We start from the raw sequence: 23,160 nt of genomic DNA, 5'->3' as shown, positions 1-23,160 counted from the left end.
TTCGAGCCGGTGTCTAACAGATACCGGCTTTTTGTTGCTGTCAGACACACAACATACCTTAGGGGGAGAACAATTTGAATCGGTTTTTCAAGTTGAAAGAGAACGGCACCACAGTTCGTACAGAGATCATGGCGGGCTTGACCACGTTCATGGCAATGGCTTACATCTTGTCGGTTAATCCGAGTACTTTAACAGCATTTGGCCGTATTGATATGGGTTGGTATTCTGTATTTCTAGCGACTGCGCTGGCAGCAGGTATTTTCACCATCGCAATGGGCGTGTTCATAAACTTTCCAGTGGCGTTGGCACCTGGTATGGGACTTAACGCATATTTTGCTTCCGTAATTCTATCTTCCGCCACATCAGAGCATCCATTCACTTGGCAAATGGGTCTGACAGCCGTATTTATTTCCGGTTTGATCTTTATCTTGCTGACTGTAACTCGAGTGCGACAGATCTTACTAACTGCAATTCCTGACAGCTTGAAACATGCGATTACAGTAGGTATCGGGATGTTCATTACGATCCTTGGTCTTAAGAACAGTGGACTTATGACGATTGGTGTTGAAGCCGGTAAAGACATTCCTGCTAACACTTTCACAGATGTCCTTTCCTTTGAAACTATCATTCACATGGGTAGCCTAGAGAATTCCAATGTCCAATTGGTAATTATCGGACTTCTTCTAATCTCTATCCTGATGGTATTGAACGTTAAAGGTGCGATTTTATTCGGTATCTTGGGAACAACTGTCGCTGGTATGCTGATGGGTGTAGTTGATTTCAGTGCATTGTCCAGTCCGGCAACGCCTTGGGTTCCTGACTTCACACAATTGAACTTCTTCCAGTTTGACTGGGATGGTATCCTGCACACAGGTATTGTTTCAGCGATTGCAACTTTCACATTTGTAGAGTTGTTTGATACATTTGGTACACTTGTAGGTACTGCTCAACGCGCAGGTATTATGGATAACCCTGAAGAAGGTAATAGACGTGTAGGTAATGCGATGTTTGTCGATGCAGTTGCTGTAGCAGGTGGTGCGGCACTGGGTACTTCGACTACTACTGCTTTTGTAGAAAGCGCGGCAGGTGTTGCTGAAGGTGGACGTACAGGTCTTACAGCTGTAACAACGGGCGTATGTTTCTTGCTTGCATTGTTCCTTGCTCCAGTGGTTGCTCTTATTCCTGGATCTGCTACAGCCGCAGCATTGATCGTCGTAGGTGTGCTGATGGCACAATCGATCCGTCAAATCGATTTTCAAGATATGGTTGTTGCAATTCCAGCGTTCCTAACACTTGTAATCATGCCTTTCACTTATAATATTGCTAACGGTATCTCCTTTGGTATCGTAACTTATGTAATCCTTGCTTCTGTTGCTAACCTTGCGGGTAAGAAGAAATACGATATTCACTGGATGATGTGGGTACTTGCGATTCTGATCGTTCTCCGTTATGTATTCCTTGGTAGCGAGGGCTAACATATATACAGTATTTCTGAAATTCATCTCGGGCTCCTTCATTACTGAAGGGGCCGTTTTTTTTATTTTGGATAATGTATTCTCCTACTTAACTTGTTGGATGTTCTTCCTTTCCATCATCCAATATTTAGATTATATTGTTGAAGAGGTGATGAATGTTGTCCACAAGATTTAGCAATTGGTCTTCTTATTTTAAAGGTAATCCTTGGCCTCTCTTATTGTTTTTGCTGGGGGCTGTGATTCGCATTTTTTACTTTGGTTCGATTCCAGGTGGCTTGAATCAGGATGAGGCATCTATAGGTTATGATGCTTACGCTATTCTTCATTATGGAATAGACCGCAATGGTATTCATTTACCTATTCACCTCATTGCTTGGGGAAGCGGACAGAATGCACTTTATGCTTACTTATCAATGCCTTTCATATTATTGTTCGGACTCACTCCAATGTCTGTACGTGCTGTTAGCTTAATCATGGGTCTACTGGGTATGCTCGTATTCTATCTTCTTTCCAAAGAGCTATTTACTTCCAGAACTGCTGGTATTGTGGCGATGTTTTTTATCGCAATTAATCCTTGGCATATTATGATGTCAAGATGGGCACTGGAATCTAATTTATTTCCCACCCTGATTCTGTTCTCCGTTTATATGTTACTTAAATCATTTCATATTCCGAAGTGGTCTTATGGATTTACAATTATGCTTGCCCTTTCACTTTATGCTTATGGAACATCCTATTTTTTTGTGCCGATATTTGCTTTAGGTGCTGGAATTCTTCTATTCTATACAAGAGCGTTAAAGCTTCGGACCATTCTATGGAACTGTGCTCTGTTTATATTAATGGCACTTCCAATCTTCCTATTTATTATGATCAATCGATTGTCGCTAGAGGGGATTTTGACCCCATTGTTCTCAATTCCGAGATTGACAACGCCGCGTGTGGAACAGGTAACTTCTATATTCGGAGGGCAACTATTACATACAGCATTAAGCAATTTCCGGGAATTTTTGAAGATATTAATTAGCGGATCTGATGGTTTGCCTTGGAATTCGATTTCACCTTATGGATACGCGTATCCTATTGCGTTACCCTTTGTACTTATAGGACTTATATTTATGTTAACGACAATACGGAACCGTGGTCGTGAGCGGACGGGACTGCTCGTTATTTTACTTTGGTTGTTTGTTTCCGTTTTGATGACCTTTGTTACGAACGTAAACATTAATAGGATGAATGTGATTTTCTATCCAATCATTTTGCTGATTGTTGCAGGGTTTATGTGGTTAAGCAAGAAAGTAAAAGTATTAGCAATTCTGTCGGCTGTAACCTTTAGCTTATTTTTTGTTCTATTCACTACAGTTTATTTCCGCGATTATCCTAAAGAGATAGGACCAGCTTTCTATGAATCCTTCGGTGAGGCTATACAATATGCGTCTGAAGAGAGTGCTGGGAACATCTACGTGACTGATAAAGTTAATATGCCTTATATTTATGTGCTTTTTTATGAGCAGATCAATCCCCATGATTTCTTAGCAACCGTTAATTATTCTAATCCTGGAGGTGCATTTCAGCAGGTGTCTTCCTTTGGGAGATATAGATTTGGATATTCAAGCATAGTTCCGGGAGAGACAGCGACATATATCTTGTGGAATGGTGATCCCATTCCTGCTGAAAGCGATAATTATTCGGTTAAACGGTTTGCCAACTATACTGTTGTGACCGCTAAGACTGGGGTAGTAGAGGGAATCTCGGATTTTACAAATGGAGGATTTGAAGAGGGGATATCAGGCTGGAGCTTCTCATCAGGTACGGGTGTGGCAACCAATAATCCTTATAATGGAAGTTATCTGGCCTATCTTGATCCGGGATTTGACAAAACGATTACACAATCTATCAGAATAGCAGAACCTGGAGAATATAAGCTTGGTATAATGGTTAGTGCCGGTGGAGAAGAAGGAAGGTTTGGCGTCCGAGTTAATTGCGTAGTGCGGGCGGAGGCTGAAATACCTGCTAGTGAGGTTTATCAAGAGCTTACACTTCCAATGGTATCTATCGGTCAGAATGAGCAAACTGAAATTTTTATTAAAGGCGGTAAAGGCTGGATTAATATAGACGAGGTGAGGTTGGAACGATGATCAAGAGTACACGTACGGCCGCAGTGACTGTATTGATGCTGTTATTGTTTTTGCTTCCTGTAACAAGCATTTATGCAGATGGAAATCTATTGCAAAACCCTGGATTTGAGGAGGGAGGAGAGGACGCTCCTTCTAACTGGACTAAGGATATGTGGATTTCTGGAGACAACTCTGGCATACTTTCAATCCAATCGGACGAGGTTCACTCCGGTAGTAAAGCGGCAGTCATTGAGAATATCGAGCCCAATCATTTGAAATGGGTGCAGACGATTAAGGCAACGCCGGACAGCTATTATAAAATCTCTGGATGGATCAAAGTAGTAAGTACCGCAGGCGAGGGAATGGGCGCCAATATACTTGCCGTTGGAGTAGGCGGGGGTTATCCCAGTGTAACGGATACGGCAGGAGAGTGGCAGTATCTTGAATACATAGGCCAGACAGGACCTAAGCAGAAAGAATTCGGCATAGGTGCAAGTTTGGGGGGCTACTCCAGCTTGATTCAAGGTAAAGCTTATTTTGATGATTTGTCTGTAGAAAAATTAGACGCTGCTCCCGAAGGGGCAAACGTCATTTCGCTGGATAGTGCAGCAGTTAGTCAGGATGCTGGTGGTAAAAAAGCGGATACCCCACATAAGGTATCTCCAACCAAGATGCTGCTGATCTCAGCGCTTTTCAGTGTATTTTTTGCAGTGCTTTATACCAAGGCATTCCGCAGTGAGAAGCTTATGAAGCAACCTGAGAATGTCTATTCCAAATGGCTGAGCATTGCCATCGGAATTGCCTTTATACTAAGGATTTGGATCGGTCTGACTGCTCAAGGCTATCAGAACGACATGAATACCTTTATAGCTTGGGGCCAGCGTATGGTTGATTTAGGTCCAGGCAAGTTTTATGAAGAAGGGTATTTTGCCGATTATCCTCCTGGTTATTTGTACATTTTGTACATGCTTAGTCTTATTCGCGGTGTATTTGGCTTTGCGCATGGTTCGGGTGGAGAAAATCTGCTATTCAAACTGCCAGCGATTATTTCTGATTTGGTATTGGGTTACTTCATATATCAAATGTCCCGCAAAAAACTCGGCTCAGGGATCGCTTTTGGCTTAACGCTATTATTTCTGTTTAATCCGGCGGTGCTTGTTAATTCAGCGGCATGGGGACAAGCGGATTCGTTCTTTTTGATTTTCCTGTTGCTCAGTATCCATGGCGCTGCGAACAAAAAGTTTGTTCAATCCGCGATTTTGTTTGCATTAGCAACTTTAATTAAACCACAAGCGTTAATATTCACACCGGTATTATTGTTTGCTTTCTATCATCACCGTGCTTGGAAGCAGCTTGGATTTGGAGCTTTGTATGGATTAGGGATATTCGGATTGCTCGCGGCACCATTTTTCTGGAATAACGGTGGTTTAGTTGGCCTTATTAATCTGTATAAGAGTACGTTATCTTCCTATCCCTATTCTTCTGTGAATGCATTTAATCTATATGCACTGACTGACCCGATGTGGTCATCTCTTGACCTAACTTGGTTAGGTATTACTTACCGTGTATGGGGCTTCATATTTATTTTAGTGGCAGTAGCCATAGCAACGTTTTATTCCTTCAAAAAAGATCGCTTGGATTTATCCAAATCCTACTTTATCGGTATGGCGCTCATTGTAGTAGTCTTTGTGCTTGGAACCAAAATGCATGAACGTTATATGTTCCCTGCTGTTATTCTATGTATGTTCACTTATATAGCGAGTCGGGATCGTAGGTTTTTATCCCTATTCCTTGGATTCAGCTTAACGCAGTATATCAATGTGGCTTATACGTTAACTCATCTAAATGCAGGTGTAAATCCAGGTGCAGATGGAATCGTTTTGGTTACTTCTATAGCTAACCTGTCATTATTGCTATACATGCTCTACATTGGTTATGACGTGTATGTTCGTGGGGGAGTAAAATCTCTTCCAGCACCACCAACACCTGAAGAAAAATATGAAGAAGACCTTAAAGTCGTCGAGCAAATAAGACCGCACCAGAAGGGAGGGAGACTTAAGCGATGAAGTTTAAACGTATAGATTGGATATGTATTCTTGCCATTACTGCCGTTTACGCGGCAATTGCTTTATATAATTTAGGTTCTACTAAATCTCCAGAGACCTTGTGGGAGCCAGCTGCCAGCGGTGAAAGCTTCTATGTAGATCTAGGACAGAGTAAACAATTGGAACGCGTGAATATCTTCGGTGGCGTAGGTACCGGGAAGTTTAAGCTCGAATTCAGTGAATCCCCTGAGGTCTGGAGTAGTCCGCTGGATGTAAGCGAGGATGTTGGGAATGTCTTCATCTGGAAAAGCCAACCTCTGAACGTTGCAGCAAGATACGTGAAGTTTACAGTCACCTCTCCAGGGTTCACTTTAAATGAAATGGCCTTCTATGAGCAGGGAGGCGAAAGAGTACCTCTTCCTATAGCCGGTGTTACACCGGATGCTAATGCAGTCGCTAAAAGAGGAGAGCCTGCCAATCTTTTTGACGAGCAGTCGCTCATCCCTGAATATTCTAACTTTATGAATAGCACTTATTTTGACGAGATCTACCATGCACGGACAGCTTATGAATATACACACGGGATTGTGCCTTATGAGAACACGCATCCACCACTAGGCAAGCTATTGATCGCAGTAGGGATGGAACTGTTCGGAGTCAATCCTTTCGGCTGGCGTATTATCGGAACATTGTTCGGGATTGCCATGCTGCCTCTCATTTATGTAATGGCACTACGTCTCTTTAAAAAGAGCAAATACGCAGCACTTGCAGCTGGATTGTTCGCACTGGATTTCATGCATTTCACACAAACAAGAATCTCTACGATCGATGTATACGGAGTATTCTTCATCATGTTAATGTTTTATTTCATGCAGCGATATTACACTATGAATTTCTTCAGGCAGCCCTTAAGAAAAACGCTAATTCCGTTGTTCTGGTCCGGGCTATTCTTCGGAATTGGTGTCGCCTCCAAGTGGATTGTACTGTACGGAGGAGCTGGGCTGGCCATTATGCTAGCTATCTCGCTCTTCGAGCGCTACAGAGAATACCAAGCATCGGGACGGTTGCTCGCGGAAGGGAAGATCAAAGATAAGGAACTGCTGGGCACCTGTCGCGAAGCCGTAAATTCGTTCTGGAAAAATACCATTATTACGCTAGCTAGTTGTGTTGCATTTTTCGTAATCATACCGGTCATTATTTATAGTTTATCTTTTGTTCCGGGTTTATCTGCATCCGCAGAGGGCTTTACTATAAAAGGCTTGATTGATTCCCAAAAGAACATGTACAACTATCACAGTCAGCTTGTAGCTACACATCCTTTTGCTTCCTCCTGGTGGCAATGGCCGTTTATGAAGAGACCCGTCTGGTTCTTCAGTGGCAGTGAGGGATTGCCGCAAGGTCAGGTCAGCAGTATAGTGACTATGGGGAATCCGCTTATCTGGTGGACGGGGATTTTCGCAATGCTGGCAACACTGTGGATTACACTGAAACGCAAAGATAAGACCCTCTATATGATCTGGATCGCCTTTTTCTCACAATATGTTCCGTGGATGCTTGTCCCAAGGGAAACCTTTATCTACCATTATTTTGCTATGGTGCCTTTTATGATTCTTGGTATTGTATATATAATGAAGTTGCTAGATAGCAAATATCCTGAGGCTCGTTATGTTAGTTATGTCTATGTGGCTGTTGCTTTACTGCTCTTTGTCGCGTTCTACCCTGTCCTGTCAGGGATGCAGGTAAGCGGAGATTATGTGAAGAATATGCTGCGTTGGTTCCCATCTTGGGTTTTCTAAGATTTTTTAAAAATATCTATAACAATAAGTTTATGCTTACAGCGTTATTATGAAGTACAGAAAGATGTAACGCTCCATAAAGCTTTTAGGAGGAATAAAGGTGAAAGCCAGATATAGTGTAATTGTACCCATGTTCAATGAGGAGCAAGTAATTAGCGTTACTTACGAACGTTTGAAAAAAGTAATGGACGAATGCGGCGATACTTATGAGCTAGTCTTCGTTAATGACGGAAGTCGTGATCGTTCGGCCCAGATGATTCGGGAGATCAGTGATCGGGATGAATGCGTCAAGCTAATTGACTTCTCGCGTAATTTCGGACATCAGGTAGCGATTACAGCTGGCATGGACTATGCCGAAGGTCAAGCGGTTGTTGTTATTGACGCTGACCTTCAAGATCCACCGGAGGTCATTTTGCAAATGATCGAGAAGTGGAAAGAGGGCTATGACGTTGTGTATGCGAAGCGGCTGAAGCGCCGTGGAGAAACGATGTTCAAAAAGGTAACGGCCAAGATCTTTTATCGATTGCTCAGCAGCATGACAAGTGTAGACATTCCCACGGACACAGGTGATTTTCGTCTTATTGATCGTAAGGTATGTGATGTCTTGCGAGGTCTCAAGGAAAAAAACCGGTATGTCAGAGGTTTAGTGAGCTGGGTCGGCTTCAAGCAGACGATGGTGGAATATGAGCGGGAAGAACGATTTGCAGGAGAAACTAAGTATCCTCTTAAGAAAATGATTCGTTTTGCGCTGGATGGGATCACTTCCTTTTCGCATAAGCCACTTAAGATTGCTACGTATGTCGGATTCTTTCTTTCCTTCTCGAGCTTTCTCTATTTATTCTTCGTATTGTTTCAAAGAATCTTTTTCACCTCATGGACGGTTCCAGGTTGGGCTTCCATTGTAGGGGTCAATTTGCTCTTTAACGGTATCGTTCTGATGCTGTTAGGTGTAATCGGTGAGTATATTGGACGAATTTATGACGAGTCTAAGGATAGACCGTTGTATATTGTCAGTGAGACCATAGGATATCGTAACGAAGAAGAAGTGGATCACCGGAAGGATTACAAAGATGTCAGATAAGAACTTTCGGACTGCTTTCATACAGTTTCTCAAATTTAATGCTGTAGGTCTGGTAAATACCCTCATTGATTTCGTAATCTTCACATTACTGAACTCACTTGGGATGGTATATGCGTTGGCACAGGTGATTTCTTATAGTGCAGGGACAGCGAACAGCTTTATATTGAATAAAAAAGTAACCTTCAAGGATCGTGATCGTGGCAATAAAGAGGGTTTTGATAAGACGCAGTTGCTGAAGTTTATCGTACTGAATCTGGTAGTACTCGGAATATCGTTGTTGCTAATGCATCTGTTGACTGACAAACTAGGCATTCAAGTGTTGATCTCTAAGGTATTAGTAACGTTTGTGACGGTGATCATTAACTTCTTCGGAAGTCGTAAATGGGTATTCTAAAGTTCAGTAGAACCAATCTACGGAGGTGAAAATCATGCGTAAATTCTCGTATGTGCTCATACTGGCGGGGATCCTTATCATGCTCTATCCAAAAGCTAACGAATGGTATAACGACTGGCAGCAGGATAAGCTATTAGAATCGGCTGAACTGAGCACCAGTGAAAGTACTCCACCACCTGATCTGAAGAGCAGATATGCCGAGGTCACTCAGCTACTAGCTGAGGAATCAGCTTTAGATGCACAAGCACAGCCGCAAGAAACAGAAAAGCCGGAACCGGAAATTGAAGTGGGTGGCAAAGTTATCGCATTAATTGAGATCGATAAGATCGATCTGAAGCTGCCAGTATTAGAAGGGGCTACTAAAGCGAATATGAAGCATGCGGCGGCCCATATGAAAGAAACAACTCCAATAGGAGAAATAGGGAACGCCGCAATAGCTGCACATAGAGCTAGAACTACGGGCAGATTGTTTAACAGATTGAATGAGGTTGTGATTGGGGATACGATTTCGGTAAAGACTAGCGATCAGACCTATAATTACGAGGTTTATGATATTTCTGTTGTACTTCCTAGTGATGTGTCTGTTCTAGACGGGAATAACAAAGATAAAATTCTTACTCTAATTACGTGTGACCCACTAGTAGATCCTACACATCGTTTGATTGTTCATGCCAAGCTTTCCTAATCGTTGACGAGAAATAACAAGAGAATTCAAATACAGAGAAATAACTATAAAATAATAGTAAATCTAGCAATTTTGTTCTTGTTTACGAGGATAAATATGGTAGTATAAGACTATAAAAGCTAAACACGATAAACGGCAAACCTATCGAAAGGTAGGGACGCAAAGCTAAAGGGCCTTCCCGTAAGGATGGCAGCCAGTTACCGAATGAAGAGGCTTTTTTTGTTTTTATAAAATATATAAGAATCTTAGATTCATATTTCTACTTGGACTGATTCTCTTAATTTGTCTAGTGAAATTAGAACAGATAGAGCTTATACGATAACGGCAAACCTATCGAAAGGTAGGGACGCAAAGCTAAAGGGCCTTCCCGAAAGGATGGCAGCCAGCTACCGAAAGGGGTTTTATCCGTGAAAAAGGTTTATTTTATGATGGTGGCGCTGTTCGTACTGATTACTGCGGTTCCGGTAAGCACAGCTCAAGCCGCAAGTGTAGATGCAAGCTGGTTGATTACATCGAAAGTGGCTCAAGGTGTTATTGGAATTAACTATGATATTCCGAAAGATAAAAGAATCAAACTCATGATCACTAAAGACAACAGCAGCTATACATATAACTTATATGCTTCTGGACAAGCTGAGGACTTCCCTTTACAACAAGGTAATGGTACTTATAAGGTTTCTGTTCTTGAGAACACAACCGGCAATAAATACAAAGCGTTATATTCCGAAGTAGTAGACGTAACCATGAGTGACTCGAACTCCGTATATTTGGGCTCCGTACAGAATGTGAAATGGAGTTCTTCTGATAAAGCGATCCTTAAGGCAAAAGAGCTTACAAAAGGCAAAACAACAGATGAAGAGAAAGTTAAGGCAATCTATAACTATATAGTTGCTAATGTACAATACGATTATTCTCTTGCTAATAACGTAACAACAGATTACATTCCGAACATTAACAACACTTTGAATACTAAAAAAGGAATCTGCTATGACTATGCTTCTCTTTTTGCCGCAATGCTGCGTAGTGTAGATGTGCCTGCTAAATTGGTGATGGGGAATACTAGCTACGTTACGCAATACCATGCATGGAATGAAGTGTTGATGGATGGGAAATGGGTTACTATTGATACAACGGTAGATGCATCGTCAGCGAAGAGTAAGAAGAATACGGATTTTATTAAGGCTTCAAGTAAGTATACTGCAGCAAAATACTATTAATTTGCATCGCTAGATTCATAACTCTATTAAATAAACAACTAGCTTAATTATTAAGCTAGTTGTTTATTTTTCTATTAGGGGTTGCTTTTCTATGAATAGATAGGTTATTATAGTTAAGCGTTGTTAGACAGCGTACAGGCAATGTTTGAGAGAGTTATATAAACGGCTTTCGAAAAATAAAGCTTGCATTACTGAGAACAACATGATATATTATAAGAGTTGCTGCTGAGACATTAAACGGCGTCAACGAGAACTTGATCTTTGAAAACTGAACAACGAGTGAGTAGGAAATCACGAAAGTGAAATCCAAAATTTAGAGAATTAATTTTCTCGTCAGATGTTTCAAAATGAGCATATCGCTCTTTTCAATACTAATTGGAGAGTTTGATCCTGGCTCAGGACGAACGCTGGCGGCGTGCCTAATACATGCAAGTCGAGCGGAGTTACTTTGGAAGCTTGCTTTCAAAGTAACTTAGCGGCGGACGGGTGAGTAACACGTAGGCAACCTGCCCCTTAGACTGGGATAACTACCGGAAACGGTAGCTAATACCGGATAATTTCTTTTTTCTCCTGAAGAAAGAATGAAAGACGGAGCAATCTGTCACTGAGGGATGGGCCTGCGGCGCATTAGCTAGTTGGTGGGGTAACGGCCCACCAAGGCGACGATGCGTAGCCGACCTGAGAGGGTGAACGGCCACACTGGGACTGAGACACGGCCCAGACTCCTACGGGAGGCAGCAGTAGGGAATCTTCCGCAATGGACGAAAGTCTGACGGAGCAACGCCGCGTGAGTGATGAAGGTTTTCGGATCGTAAAGCTCTGTTGCCAGGGAAGAACGTCCGGTAGAGTAACTGCTACCGGAGTGACGGTACCTGAGAAGAAAGCCCCGGCTAACTACGTGCCAGCAGCCGCGGTAATACGTAGGGGGCAAGCGTTGTCCGGAATTATTGGGCGTAAAGCGCGCGCAGGCGGTCATTTAAGTCTGGTGTTTAAACCTTGGGCTCAACCTGAGGTCGCACTGGAAACTGGGTGACTTGAGTACAGAAGAGGAAAGTGGAATTCCACGTGTAGCGGTGAAATGCGTAGATATGTGGAGGAACACCAGTGGCGAAGGCGACTTTCTGGGCTGTAACTGACGCTGAGGCGCGAAAGCGTGGGGAGCAAACAGGATTAGATACCCTGGTAGTCCACGCCGTAAACGATGAGTGCTAGGTGTTAGGGGTTTCGATACCCTTGGTGCCGAAGTTAACACAGTAAGCACTCCGCCTGGGGAGTACGGTCGCAAGACTGAAACTCAAAGGAATTGACGGGGACCCGCACAAGCAGTGGAGTATGTGGTTTAATTCGAAGCAACGCGAAGAACCTTACCAGGTCTTGACATCCCTCTGAATCCACTAGAGATAGTGGAGGCCTTCGGGACAGAGGAGACAGGTGGTGCATGGTTGTCGTCAGCTCGTGTCGTGAGATGTTGGGTTAAGTCCCGCAACGAGCGCAACCCTTAACTTTAGTTGCCAGCAGGTTAAGCTGGGCACTCTAGAGTGACTGCCGGTGACAAACCGGAGGAAGGTGGGGATGACGTCAAATCATCATGCCCCTTATGACCTGGGCTACACACGTACTACAATGGCCGGTACAACGGGAAGCGAAACCGCGAGGTGAAGCCAATCTCATCAAAGCCGGTCTCAGTTCGGATTGCAGGCTGCAACTCGCCTGCATGAAGTCGGAATTGCTAGTAATCGCGGATCAGCATGCCGCGGTGAATACGTTCCCGGGTCTTGTACACACCGCCCGTCACACCACGAGAGTTTACAACACCCGAAGTCGGTGGGGTAACCCGCAAGGGAGCCAGCCGCCGAAGGTGGGGTAGATGATTGGGGTGAAGTCGTAACAAGGTAGCCGTATCGGAAGGTGCGGCTGGATCACCTCCTTTCTATGGAGAATCGTCTTCTGCAATGAAGACATTCAAATCGGAAGTTAAACTTCCAAAATCTCAGGTTTAGGCCTGTTACTCACTCGTTGCTCAGTTTTGAGAGTTTAAGCTCTCAAGTAAGACTTGATCCTTGAAAACTGGATACCGAAACGAATTTGCGTTTTAGAACATCTTTTAGCAACTTGTGCAAACAAGTAAATGTTATTAGTGAGATGATTCCAAAGAGAATGTCATTGTATGATATTTTCCTGCGGAAAAATCAAGGTTAAGCTAATAAGAGCACACGGAGGATGCCTAGGCGCCAGGAGCCGACGAAGGACGTGGCGAACAACGAAACTGCCTCGGGGAGCTGTAAGCAAGCTTTGATCCGGGGGTGTCCGAATGGGGAAACCCAGCTGTGGTAATTCGCAGTTACTCATCTCTGAACACATAGGGGATGTAGAGGCAGACCAGGGGAACTGAAACATCTAAGTACCCTGAGGAAGAGAAAACAATAGTGATTCCGTCAGTAGCGGCGAGCGAACGCGGAACAGCCTAAACCTAAGAGCTTGCTCTTAGGGGTTGTGGGACGTCTCACATGGAGTTACAAAGGAATATGGTAGGCGAAGAGGTCTGGAAAGGCCCGCGATAGAGGTAAAAGCCCTGTAGCCTAAACTGTGTTCTCTCCGAGACGGATCCCGAGTAGTGCGGGGCACGTGAAACCCCGTATGAATCCAGCAGGACCATCTGCTAAGGCTAAATACTACCTGGCGACCGATAGTGAAACAGTACCGTGAGGGAAAGGTGAAAAGCACCCCGGAAGGGGAGTGAAATAGAACCTGAAACCGTGTGCTTACAAAAAGTCAGAGCCCTATTAATGGGTGATGGCGTGCCTTTTGTAGAATGAACCGGCGAGTTACGTTTAACATGCAAGGTTAAGTCGAGAAGACGGAGCCGCAGCGAAAGCGAGTCTGAATAGGGCGATTTAGTATGTGGACGTAGACCCGAAACCGTGTGATCTACCCCTGTCCAGGGTGAAGGTGCGGTAACACGCACTGGAGGCCCGAACCCACGCATGTTGAAAAATGCGGGGATGAGGTGGGGGTAGCGGAGAAATTCCAATCGAACTCGGAGATAGCTGGTTCTCCCCGAAATAGCTTTAGGGCGAGCCTCGGTATAAGAGTAGTGGAGGTAGAGCACTGATTGGGTGCGGGGTCCGCAAGGATTACCAAGCTCAGTCAAACTCCGAATGCCATATACTTATTGCCGGGAGTCAGACAGTGAGTGCTAAGATCCATTGTCAAAAGGGAAACAGCCCAGACCATCAGCTAAGGTCCCCAAGTGTGTGTTAAGTGGGAAAGGATGTGGAGTTGCACAGACAACCAGGATGTTGGCTTAGAAGCAGCCACCATTGAAAGAGTGCGTAATAGCTCACTGGTCGAGTGACTCTGCGCCGAAAATGTAACGGGGCTAAACACACCACCGAAGCTATGGCTAGATACGTATGTATCTGGGGTAGGGGAGCGTTGTATGTGGGTTGAAGGTGTACCGTAAGGAGCGCTGGACAGCATACAAGTGAGAATGCCGGTATGAGTAACGAAAAGATCAGTGAGAATCTGATCCGCCGAAAGCCCAAGGTTTCCTGAGGAAGGCTCGTCCGCTCAGGGTAAGTCGGGACCTAAGGCGAGGCCGAAAGGCGTAGTCGAAGGACAACAGTTTGAAATTACTGTACCACCGTAATCCGCTATGAGCGATGGGGTGACGCAGGAGGGTAGTGACGCGGACTGATGGATATGTCCGTCTAAGCAGTGAGGCTGATGTGTAGGCAAATCCGCACATCGTTAAGGCTGGGCTGTGATGGGGAGCGAAAATTGTAGTAGCGAAGGTCATGATCTCACACTGCCAAGAAAAGCCTCTAGCCAGGAGAAGGTGCCCGTACCGCAAACCGACACAGGTAGGCGAGAAGAGAATTCTAAGGCGCGCGGAAGAACTCTCGTTAAGGAACTCGGCAAAATGACCCCGTAACTTCGGGAGAAGGGGTGCCCCGGTAGTGTGAATAGCACGAGGGGGCCGCAGTGAAAAGGCCCAAGCGACTGTTTAGCAAAAACACAGGTCTGTGCGAAGCCGCAAGGCGAAGTATACGGGCTGACGCCTGCCCGGTGCTGGAAGGTTAAGGGGAGTGGTTAGGGGTAACCCGAAGCTATGAACCGAAGCCCCAGTAAACGGCGGCCGTAACTATAACGGTCCTAAGGTAGCGAAATTCCTTGTCAGGTAAATTCTGACCCGCACGAATGGCGTAACGACTTGGGCGCTGTCTCAACGAGAGATCCGGTGAAATTTTAATACCTGTGAAGATGCAGGTTACCCGCGACAAGACGGAAAGACCCCATGGAGCTTTACTGCAGCTTGATATTGAATTTGGGTACGATCTGTACAGGATAGGTGGGAGCCGTAGAAATCGGAGCGCAAGCTTCGGTGGAGGCGCCGTTGGGATACCACCCTGATCGTATCTAGGTTCTAACCTAGTACCCTTACCGGGTACGGGGACCGTGTCAGGCGGGCAGTTTGACTGGGGCGGTCGCCTCCTAAAGAGTAACGGAGGCGTTCCAAGGTTCCCTCAGAATGGTTGGAAATCATTCGAAGAGTGCAAAGGCATAAGGGAGCTTGACTGCGAGACCTACAAGTCGAGCAGGGACGAAAGTCGGACTTAGTGATCCGGTGGTACCGCATGGAAGGGCCATCGCTCAACGGATAAAAGCTACCCTGGGGATAACAGGCTTATCTCCCCCAAGAGTCCACATCGACGGGGAGGTTTGGCACCTCGATGTCGGCTCATCGCATCCTGGGGCTGAAGTAGGTCCCAAGGGTTGGGCTGTTCGCCCATTAAAGCGGTACGCGAGCTGGGTTCAGAACGTCGTGAGACAGTTCGGTCCCTATCTGTCGTGGGCGCAGGAAATTTGAGAGGAGCTGTCCTTAGTACGAGAGGACCGGGATGGACGTACCGCTGGTGCACCAGTTGTTTCGCCAGAAGCATGGCTGGGTAGCTACGTACGGACGGGATAAGCGCTGAAAGCATCTAAGCGTGAAGCCCCCTCAAGATGAGATTTCCCAATTAGTAAGACCCCTTGAAGACGACGAGGTAGATAGGTTGGAGGTGGAAGTGCAGTAATGCATGGAGCTGACCAATACTAATCGGTCGAGGGCTTATCCTATACTTAAAATGCAAATTCAATTCGGATTCAGTTTTCAGGCATCAAGCCTGTAACACGCTTAGAAATTCATTCTCACTTCTGGTGATGAACGAAATTTCACGCGGCAGCGTCTGTTTCACAGACGCATGTTTGGTGGCGATAGCGGAGGGGTTCCACGCGTACCCATCCCGAACACGACCGTTAAGCCCTCCAGCGCCGATGGTACTTGGACCGAAGGGTCCTGGGAGAGTAGGACGTTGCCAAGCACACGAAGCCATTGTTGATTTATCAACAATGGCTTTTTTGTTCCCTTTATCGCTTAATTTAAATAATGTGGATAAGTCATAGGGAAATAACGAAAAAATAAAAGTTACTAACATGTGGATGGAATAATAAAATATATTCAAAAATGAAAGTAGTCCCCAATTTATGTGGATAGAGCAGTGGTATATGTGGATACTTCAAGTAAATGCAAGGATATTTTGCATGGCAGGAGGATAAACAATGGACAACAGTAGTAATCTTGTGTGGATAGAAGATTTTTCTGTACATGCGAGCGACACGGATTATCGTTCGCAGAGTAAGTTATCCTTTATTTTGGATATCATGCAATGTGCGGCAGACTTCGCCGTGGGTAATTTGGGGATAAGTGTGGAAGAAATTCTGAGTGCAGGAATGGGCTGGATGATGATTACGTTAGATCTTGATTTTAAGCGTATTCCTCGCCCAAATGATGTGCTTAGCGTACATACCTGGAGTAAAGGTACTAAAGGGGCTTTATGGCAACGGGATTATCGTATTTTCGATGCAGATCATATAGAGGTTGCCACAGCGCGTTCTATATGGGCTTTAGTAGATATTGAGAAGAGAAAGATACTCAGACCGAACGCTCTTCCAGTTCAGGTTAAGCACTATAATGGCGATTCAGTAGGGGATATGCCTGTTAAGGTAACGATCCCTACTGATATTATTATGGAAGAAGCTTATCGGTATCAGGTAAGATATAGTGGGCTGGATAGCAACGGACATCTGAATAATGCCCGATACGGAGATTTATGTTGTGATGCACTTAGTTTAGCGGAATGGGATAATGCAGAGTTCACACGCTTCCGGATTACATATCTACAAGAAGCTAAGTTTGGGGATGAACTGACTATTTTACGCTCAGCTGTAACGGATGATGGTATATATGTCCGTGGCCAGAATAGTGATATTGTATTTTTTGAAGCATGTATTGAGTTGAAAAATATAAATAAGTAAAAGTTTATAAATATGGAATATTATTATAAAAGCGATTTCTCCGTGCATCAATCGGGGTAGTCGCTTTTTTTGTTGAAAAACAGATGGTGTTTGTAACATATTTGGAAAAATTTTTGAGCCTGTCACAATTAAAGGGATCACAATCGTTATATAGTTGTAGTCAATAACAAGGAGGTGATTCTTTGGAACGTCGCAGCCCCGGGGTCCAAGTGAATCAAACAATAATTGAAGAGGCTATTGATCAGGTTCTTGCGGGTAACCGCGAAGCCTATAGAACTATAATACAAGCCTATGAAAGAAAGATTTATACGTATTGCTATTATATTTTGAAAAGTCATGAAGAAGCAGAGGATGCTGTGCAAGATATATTTGTAAAAGTGTATCAGGAACTCAGACGTTATGAGAAACGAGTCTCTTTTAATTCATGGCTGTATAAAGTGGCCTATCATCATTGTTTGGATCAGGTTCGCAAACGCAAACGAAGAAACCGTCTGTTGTCGCTATATAAAGAGCAGCAGCCGAAAGCCTATTATAATCCTAACGATGAGGAGCCATTGCAGAAGTTATTTATGGATGATCTGACAGCTGAAGAGAGCAATCTTCTGATTCTTAAGGTAGTAGAGCAGTACAGTTTTGAAGAAATGGGTCAGATTATGGATTGTAATTCAGCTACTTTACGCAAGAAATTTGAACGTCTACGCAAAAAGTTAGTCCGGCAAAGAATGAATGAAGGAGGAAGCCCTCATGGAGAAATGGCAAGATCCAACTGAAAGTCAGAAGATGGAGCACATTCGTCAAACATTCCAAAATCATGAAATGCCGGTAGACAGTTTCAGCGATTCAATTATGAAGCGAATAGGAGACGAGGGAATGGAAAAGCGAGCGTCAAGAAAAAGTGGGAATAAGTTTCTGAAAAAATCATTGGTGGCTGCCGCGGCAGCAGCAGTGTTGGGTGCGGGAATAATCGGTAGCGGATTTATATCCCCAGTCATGGCTGAAACGTTAAAGCAGATTCCTGTTGTAGGAAGTATTTTTAAGGGGATTGACGATAAAGGTCTAAATGCTGCTAAAGAAAAAGGATTATCTACTGCGCCTAACCAAAGCGTTACCCATGATGGAGTGACCTTGAAGGTTACCGATGCCTATTATGACGGCTCGCGGTTGGCTTTTGCGATTGAACGGGAAGGCATTGATAAGGATAAGATGATGGCAGAAATGATTATTGAACCGACTGAATTCGATCCAGCGGTAAAAGAACAGCAGTATGCGAAAGTGACAATGAACCAGTCCGAAAAAGGGTTGTTGGGTTCAGCAGAAGTGAAATTGCCGAATGGAAAGAATCTGGAGGCCCAAATGTCGTCTTTTGGCGATGTTGAGGGTAAAAAGAATGCTATTTTATACGATTATAGAAATCTAAATAATGTAGAGGCTTTGGGGAATGAATTTGAATTAAGCATCACTGTGCCGGTTACACAAATCGCAGAGCTTTTTGAAATCAAGGTGCCGGTGAAAAAAGTAACGGAAGGAATTATCAAACTTGATCTGAACCAAACAAAAGAGGCAGAAGAATTCAGTTATACGATTACCAAACTGGAATTAACTCCAGCCACAAGCAGATTACAGCTCAGCGAAGAAGGTAAAGCGCCAACTGTGAAAGAAAAGGATGGATACACAACCTCTGAAATGTTCTATGAAATTGTTGATGAACTAGGCAATGCATTTTCTTCAAGTGGGTCATTCAACTTGCCGGCTATAGTCTATCCTATGGTAGACAAAGATTTCAGTCCGTTCCCACAAACACCAAAAACAATTACGGTTAAGCCGTTTACTTATTCCATTGATGAGAGCCATAAAGCATTAAGAGATGAAGAAGGAAAACAAGTTAAACATTATTATCCGGAGCTTGAACAAACGATTCAGGTGAAGCAAGAGTAACTATTAATCCCATAAGCAAAAAAAGTCCGTGTCTGCATAGCAGATACGGGCTTTTCTAATGGAATGAAGATTTCACTCACTGAGTTTTCGTTGTTTGATTTATTTAGTGTATAACGGAGTGACCCGGTAAAGCCTGACGATATTTGCTATCATTCATTTAATGCTATAATGAAATTTGATGTGGAAAGGGGAGCATTATGAAGACATTAGTATTGGCGGAGAAGCCGTCTGTTGCACGCGAGATCGCACGAGTCATGGGATGTAATAATAAACAGAAGAGCTATATTGAAGGTCCAAAATATGTGGTTACCTGGGCACTGGGTCATTTAGTCGGCCTGGCAGAGCCTGAAGATTATAATAAAAAGTTTGCAACTTGGGCTTTGGAGGATTTGCCGATTTTGCCGGAGAAGGCAAAGCTGAAGGTGCTGCGTGAGACCAACCAGCAATACAAAGCTGTTCAGCATCTAATGAAGCGTCAGGACATTGAGGAGCTTATTGTTGCTACAGATGCTGCCCGTGAAGGGGAGCTACTGGCTCGCTGGATTATGAATATGGCAGGGTGGAAAAAGCCATTCCGGCGGCTGTGGATATCCTCGCAGACTGATAAGGCGATTAAAGAGGGATTCGCAAAGCTCCGCCCAGGTCGCGATTTTGATCGTCTGTATGAATCTGCACGTTGCCGCGCAGAGGCGGATTGGATGATTGGACTGAATGTCACGAGAGCTTTAACATGTAAGTTCGGTTCACCGCTCTCCGCAGGGCGGGTACAAACGCCGACATTAGGGATGATCATGGATCGTGAACAGGAGATTACGGGTTTCCGTTCCGTTGATTTTGAGACGCTGACTGCTGATTTTGGAGATTTCCAAGCGGCATGGCGGGCCAGTAACGGCGATGGTCGGATATTTGAAAAGGATAAGACGGCAAGTCTAAAGGATAAGCTTACTGGACGCAGCGGCCGTATTATTAAGGTACAGAAGAGTGAGAAGAGCGAACCTCATCCACTCGCTTATGATCTGACTGAATTGCAGCGTGATGCGAACCGGAAGTTCGGCTTCTCCGCGAAGCAGACCTCCAGTGTGCTTCAGCGGTTATATGAGCAGCACAAGCTTGTAACTTACCCGCGTACGGACAGTCGTTACTTAACATCAGATATGACGGGCACACTCAAGGAAAGATTAGACAGTGTAGCTGTCGGCCCATATGCAGCTTTGGCACGTCCACTGCTTCGCAAACCGCTGCCGATTACGAAGCGGATCGTGGATGATAGCAAAGTAAGCGATCACCATGCTATTATTCCGACAGAGCAGACCGTATTGTTAAATAATCTGAGTACTGAGGAACGTAAGCTGTATGATCTGATTGTACGGCGTTTTATTAGCTTGTTCTACCCACCAGCTCGCTATGATGCGGTAGCTGTCACCGTCAACGTGGAAGGAGAAAGCTTCCATGTCAAAGGGACGACGGTAAAGGATGCCGGTTGGCGTGAAGTGTACGGCGGAGATATGAGTAACGATGACGACGAGGAGCCATCGGATGAGCCAGCAGCTGGGAGTGTGAAGCTACCTGAGCTGCGCGAAGGGGCAACTGTCACAATTGGTCGCTGTATGGTTCGTCCTGGACGAACACAGCCACCGAAGCGTTATAATGAAGCTTCGCTGTTGACGCAAATGGAGAAGCACGGACTGGGAACCCCGGCAACCCGCGCGGATATTATCGAGAAGCTGGTAAGCTCCGATACCATTGAACGCCAAGGGAATCTGCTGCATCCGACTGGTAAAGGCAAACAGCTTATTGAGTTGGTATCCACACAGCTAAGGACACCAGATCTAACCGCTCGCTGGGAAGCTGAGCTGGAGAAAATAGCGCGTGGTCAAGGCAAGCCAGAGCTCTTCTTGCAAGGTATCCGCAGTATGGCACAGGAGCTGGTAACTGGCGTCAAAACTAGTGGAGCAGAATACAAACCGCATAATGTCTCGAACAGTAATTGTCCGGAATGCGGTACAAGACTACTGGAGAAAAAGAGCAAACGTGGCAAGCTGCTTGTGTGCCCTGCAGATAACTGTGGTTATACCCGTGCCGGAGAGAAAAGACTATCGAATCGCCGCTGTCCACAGTGCCATAAGAAAATGGAGCTCAAAGAGGGTAAAGCAGGTATGTTCGTACAATGTTTGGGCTGTGGAATCACAGAAACCTTGGATAAGGATCATAAGCATGTGAATAAACGCGAACAGCAAAAGCTGGTACAGCAATACAGTAAGCAAGAAAGCATTGGTTCTAACCTTGGGGAACTGCTGAAAGCAGCGCTTGAAGGGCAAAAGAAGGATAAGTAAAAAGGTTCGCATGTATCGTAATAAAAAGGCTGCTGAGTGTGCTCAGTAGCCTTTTTTCTGTCCACGTAAGTTTTTGTGGTCTACAGATAGGCTTTGAATTAGAATGTTAAGCAAATACATAGAGCAGGTGATTAGGGTGGCAGCTGAACAACAAGTGGATCAACTAAAAGCAGCAGGTAGCCCACAGGGGCAGGGAGGCAGTAAGTTTTTCTTTCTCGTTATTGTATTTATGTTCTGGTTCTCTTCTTATATTTATGTTCCTGTGCTTTCCCCTTATGTGGAGCATTTGGGAGCATCATATTTTATGGTGGGCATGGTGCTGGGCGTATATGGGCTAATGCAGATTCTGTTCCGACTGCCGATTGGCATCGGTTCGGATTATTTGGATCGGCGTCGTCCGTTTATCTACCTGGGACTGATTGCGAGCGGAGCCAGCTGCTTTCTTTTTATATGGGGAGCACAGCCTGGGTGGGCATTGGCAGCACGTGCAGTATCCGGTATAGCGGCTTCGGCATGGGTTGTGTACACTGTGATGTTCGCGGGATATTTCCCGAAAGAGGAAGCTGGAAAAGCGATGGGCATGCTGCAATTCACTACGGTGATTGCCCAATTGACCAGTATGATGATCAGTGGCTATATGGTGGAGCATTGGGGCTGGAATACCCCGTTTCTGATTGGAGGAATTGTAGCGATTGCGGCGCTGCTGCTTGCGCTGCGACTGCCTGAACAAAAACAGGAGAAACGGCAAAGTGCGATCCAGATCAAGGACTTAGCGGGTGTTATGAAGGAGCCACTTCTGGTAAGAGTTTCTCTGCTGTCAGTGTTGGCACACTGTGTGCTATTCATAACGATGTTCGGATATACGCCAAACCAAGCTCTGAATATCGGAGCAAGTAAAGAAAGCTTGGGCTGGCTGACGCTCGCTTTTATGATTCCGCATGCTGTCGCGACCCTCTATGGCTCACGGACATTTGGTAGGCTGTTAGGAGACCGGGGCACGCTTCTCTTAGGCTTCGCGGGAAGTGCATTGTTTACACTTCTTATTCCTTCAATGCCGACGCTAGCGACGCTCTGTCTGACTCAGATAGGAAACGGATTTATGCAGGGACTGATTTTTCCATTGTTGCTAGGCAAGTCGGTGTCAGAAGTAGATCCATATAAGCGTGCAACAGCTATGGGCTTCTATCAGGCGGTTTATGCAATAGGTATGTCGGCTGGGCCGTTCGTGGCAGGCTGGATGAGCGCTCTTTATGGCTTGACCGGAGGGTTCTGGCTGGGTGGAATTGCGGCGGCGTTGGCTGCGGTGTTGTCATGGATATGGATGAAGGATGCGAAGCAGTGAAAAGAAAGAGGGAGTAGCGAAGTTATCAGAGCGTGTAAGGATGATTGGTTTTTTGTGAAAAAGAGGAATATAATAGAGATAGATAGGAAGCAAGGAGGAGAGCCCGGGAGAATGGTCAAGGTTATAATGTTGTGGTTTGTGGTAATTAATATTATCGGATATGTAGTGATGTCCGAAGACAAGAACAAAGCCCGTAAACGGCGAGAACGTGTACCTGAGAAGACACTTTTTCTGCTGGCAGCTATGGGCGGGGCACTAGGCGTGCTGATTGCCATGTATCGTAAGCGCCACAAGACGCGACATATGTCCTTTAGGATCGGAATTCCGTTACTTCTGTTGCTGAATATCTTTTTGTACAGCTATTTTTTAAGGTGATAGTCTTA

Annotated in this window: 14 protein-coding genes, 3 rRNA genes and 2 riboswitches; all 17 genes read left to right on the top strand. The window is 44.9% G+C overall.

Annotated elements, in window-relative coordinates:
- Positions 1 to 74 precede the first annotated feature (74 nt).
- The 17 genes from MKX60_RS00770 (at position 75) to MKX60_RS00690 (ending at position 23,152) form a co-directional block, all read left to right on the top strand.
- Complete coding sequence (locus MKX60_RS00770; RefSeq protein WP_042184716.1) at positions 75 to 1,475, top strand: NCS2 family permease; 1,401 nt, start codon at positions 75 to 77, stop codon at positions 1,473 to 1,475.
- A gap of 155 nt (positions 1,476 to 1,630) precedes the next feature.
- Positions 1,631 to 3,610, top strand: a complete 1,980-nt coding sequence (locus MKX60_RS00765; protein ID WP_341058862.1) for a hypothetical protein — start codon at positions 1,631 to 1,633, stop codon at positions 3,608 to 3,610.
- A complete protein-coding gene (locus tag MKX60_RS00760; protein WP_341058861.1) occupies positions 3,607 to 5,655 on the top strand; it encodes a glycosyltransferase 87 family protein in 2,049 nt (682 codons plus the stop codon). Before MKX60_RS00765 ends, MKX60_RS00760 begins: the two co-directional genes overlap by 4 nt.
- Positions 5,652 to 7,430: a phospholipid carrier-dependent glycosyltransferase gene (locus tag MKX60_RS00755; RefSeq protein WP_341058860.1), complete on the top strand. Its 1,779-nt coding sequence runs from the start codon at positions 5,652 to 5,654 to the stop codon at positions 7,428 to 7,430. Before MKX60_RS00760 ends, MKX60_RS00755 begins: the two co-directional genes overlap by 4 nt.
- Before the next feature lie 100 nt (positions 7,431 to 7,530).
- On the top strand, positions 7,531 to 8,511 hold the full coding sequence (locus tag MKX60_RS00750; RefSeq protein ID WP_341058859.1) for a glycosyltransferase family 2 protein: 981 nt from the start codon (positions 7,531 to 7,533) through the stop codon (positions 8,509 to 8,511).
- Positions 8,501 to 8,905 carry a GtrA family protein gene (locus MKX60_RS00745; RefSeq protein ID WP_042184722.1) on the top strand — a complete coding sequence of 135 codons (405 nt, stop codon included), beginning with the start codon at positions 8,501 to 8,503 and terminating at the stop codon, positions 8,903 to 8,905. The genes MKX60_RS00750 and MKX60_RS00745 overlap by 11 nt, the downstream gene beginning before the upstream one ends.
- Positions 8,906 to 8,939: 34 nt before the next feature.
- Complete coding sequence (locus tag MKX60_RS00740; RefSeq protein WP_339244691.1) at positions 8,940 to 9,590, top strand: class D sortase; 651 nt, start codon at positions 8,940 to 8,942, stop codon at positions 9,588 to 9,590.
- Between the two features lie 124 nt (positions 9,591 to 9,714).
- A riboswitch (cyclic di-GMP riboswitch) is annotated at positions 9,715 to 9,795 on the top strand.
- A 108-nt stretch (positions 9,796 to 9,903) separates the two neighbouring features.
- Positions 9,904 to 9,984, top strand: a riboswitch (cyclic di-GMP riboswitch).
- Positions 9,985 to 9,997: 13 nt separating this feature from the next.
- On the top strand, positions 9,998 to 10,807 hold the full coding sequence (locus MKX60_RS00735) for a transglutaminase-like domain-containing protein (protein WP_339244695.1): 810 nt from the start codon (positions 9,998 to 10,000) through the stop codon (positions 10,805 to 10,807).
- Positions 10,808 to 11,179: 372 nt separating this feature from the next.
- Positions 11,180 to 12,737: ribosomal RNA gene (locus tag MKX60_RS00730) — 16S ribosomal RNA — on the top strand.
- A gap of 263 nt (positions 12,738 to 13,000) precedes the next feature.
- Positions 13,001 to 15,928, top strand: a 23S ribosomal RNA gene (locus MKX60_RS00725).
- Between the two features lie 128 nt (positions 15,929 to 16,056).
- Positions 16,057 to 16,173 (top strand): 5S ribosomal RNA (gene rrf / locus MKX60_RS00720).
- Together the 16S, 23S and 5S rRNA genes form the textbook arrangement of a ribosomal RNA operon.
- A 238-nt stretch (positions 16,174 to 16,411) precedes the next feature.
- Entirely contained in the window at positions 16,412 to 17,167 is a 756-nt protein-coding gene (locus MKX60_RS00715; RefSeq protein ID WP_341058858.1) for an acyl-[acyl-carrier-protein] thioesterase, read from the top strand.
- A 182-nt stretch (positions 17,168 to 17,349) separates the two neighbouring features.
- Positions 17,350 to 17,937 carry an RNA polymerase sigma factor gene (locus MKX60_RS00710; protein ID WP_341058857.1) on the top strand — a complete coding sequence of 196 codons (588 nt, stop codon included), beginning with the start codon at positions 17,350 to 17,352 and terminating at the stop codon, positions 17,935 to 17,937.
- Positions 17,912 to 19,102 carry a DUF4179 domain-containing protein gene (locus MKX60_RS00705; RefSeq protein ID WP_341058855.1) on the top strand — a complete coding sequence of 397 codons (1,191 nt, stop codon included), beginning with the start codon at positions 17,912 to 17,914 and terminating at the stop codon, positions 19,100 to 19,102. The genes MKX60_RS00710 and MKX60_RS00705 overlap by 26 nt, the downstream gene beginning before the upstream one ends.
- Before the next feature lie 197 nt (positions 19,103 to 19,299).
- Positions 19,300 to 21,435 carry a DNA topoisomerase III gene (locus MKX60_RS00700; RefSeq protein ID WP_341058854.1) on the top strand — a complete coding sequence of 712 codons (2,136 nt, stop codon included), beginning with the start codon at positions 19,300 to 19,302 and terminating at the stop codon, positions 21,433 to 21,435.
- A 136-nt stretch (positions 21,436 to 21,571) separates the two neighbouring features.
- Positions 21,572 to 22,777 carry an MFS transporter gene (locus MKX60_RS00695; RefSeq protein ID WP_341058853.1) on the top strand — a complete coding sequence of 402 codons (1,206 nt, stop codon included), beginning with the start codon at positions 21,572 to 21,574 and terminating at the stop codon, positions 22,775 to 22,777.
- Positions 22,778 to 22,888: 111 nt separating this feature from the next.
- Positions 22,889 to 23,152, top strand: coding sequence for a DUF1294 domain-containing protein (locus tag MKX60_RS00690; protein ID WP_042193264.1), 264 nt, complete (start codon positions 22,889 to 22,891; stop codon positions 23,150 to 23,152).
- Positions 23,153 to 23,160 lie beyond the last annotated feature (8 nt).

The sequence above is a fragment of the Paenibacillus sp. FSL R5-0914 genome, assembly GCF_038004525.1.
In the GTDB taxonomy this organism is placed as follows: domain Bacteria; phylum Bacillota; class Bacilli; order Paenibacillales; family Paenibacillaceae; genus Paenibacillus_AQ.
Note: the sequence above shows the minus strand (reverse complement) of the source record. Positions and strands in the feature narration are given on the sequence as shown.

What these genes read in the sequence shown, in the direction of transcription:
- MKX60_RS00765 (WP_341058862.1), top strand. Translation starts at nt 1,631, where the DNA reads ATGTTGTCCACAAGATTTAGCAATTGGTCTTCTTATTTTAAAGGTAAT.
- MKX60_RS00760 (WP_341058861.1), top strand. Translation starts at nt 3,607, where the DNA reads ATGATCAAGAGTACACGTACGGCCGCAGTGACTGTATTGATGCTGTTA.
- MKX60_RS00755 (WP_341058860.1), top strand. Translation starts at nt 5,652, where the DNA reads ATGAAGTTTAAACGTATAGATTGGATATGTATTCTTGCCATTACTGCC.
- MKX60_RS00745 (WP_042184722.1), top strand. Translation starts at nt 8,501, where the DNA reads ATGTCAGATAAGAACTTTCGGACTGCTTTCATACAGTTTCTCAAATTT.
- MKX60_RS00740 (WP_339244691.1), top strand. Translation starts at nt 8,940, where the DNA reads ATGCGTAAATTCTCGTATGTGCTCATACTGGCGGGGATCCTTATCATG.
- MKX60_RS00715 (WP_341058858.1), top strand. Translation starts at nt 16,412, where the DNA reads ATGGACAACAGTAGTAATCTTGTGTGGATAGAAGATTTTTCTGTACAT.
- MKX60_RS00705 (WP_341058855.1), top strand. Translation starts at nt 17,912, where the DNA reads ATGGAGAAATGGCAAGATCCAACTGAAAGTCAGAAGATGGAGCACATT.
- MKX60_RS00700 (WP_341058854.1), top strand. Translation starts at nt 19,300, where the DNA reads ATGAAGACATTAGTATTGGCGGAGAAGCCGTCTGTTGCACGCGAGATC.
- MKX60_RS00690 (WP_042193264.1), top strand. Translation starts at nt 22,889, where the DNA reads ATGGTCAAGGTTATAATGTTGTGGTTTGTGGTAATTAATATTATCGGA.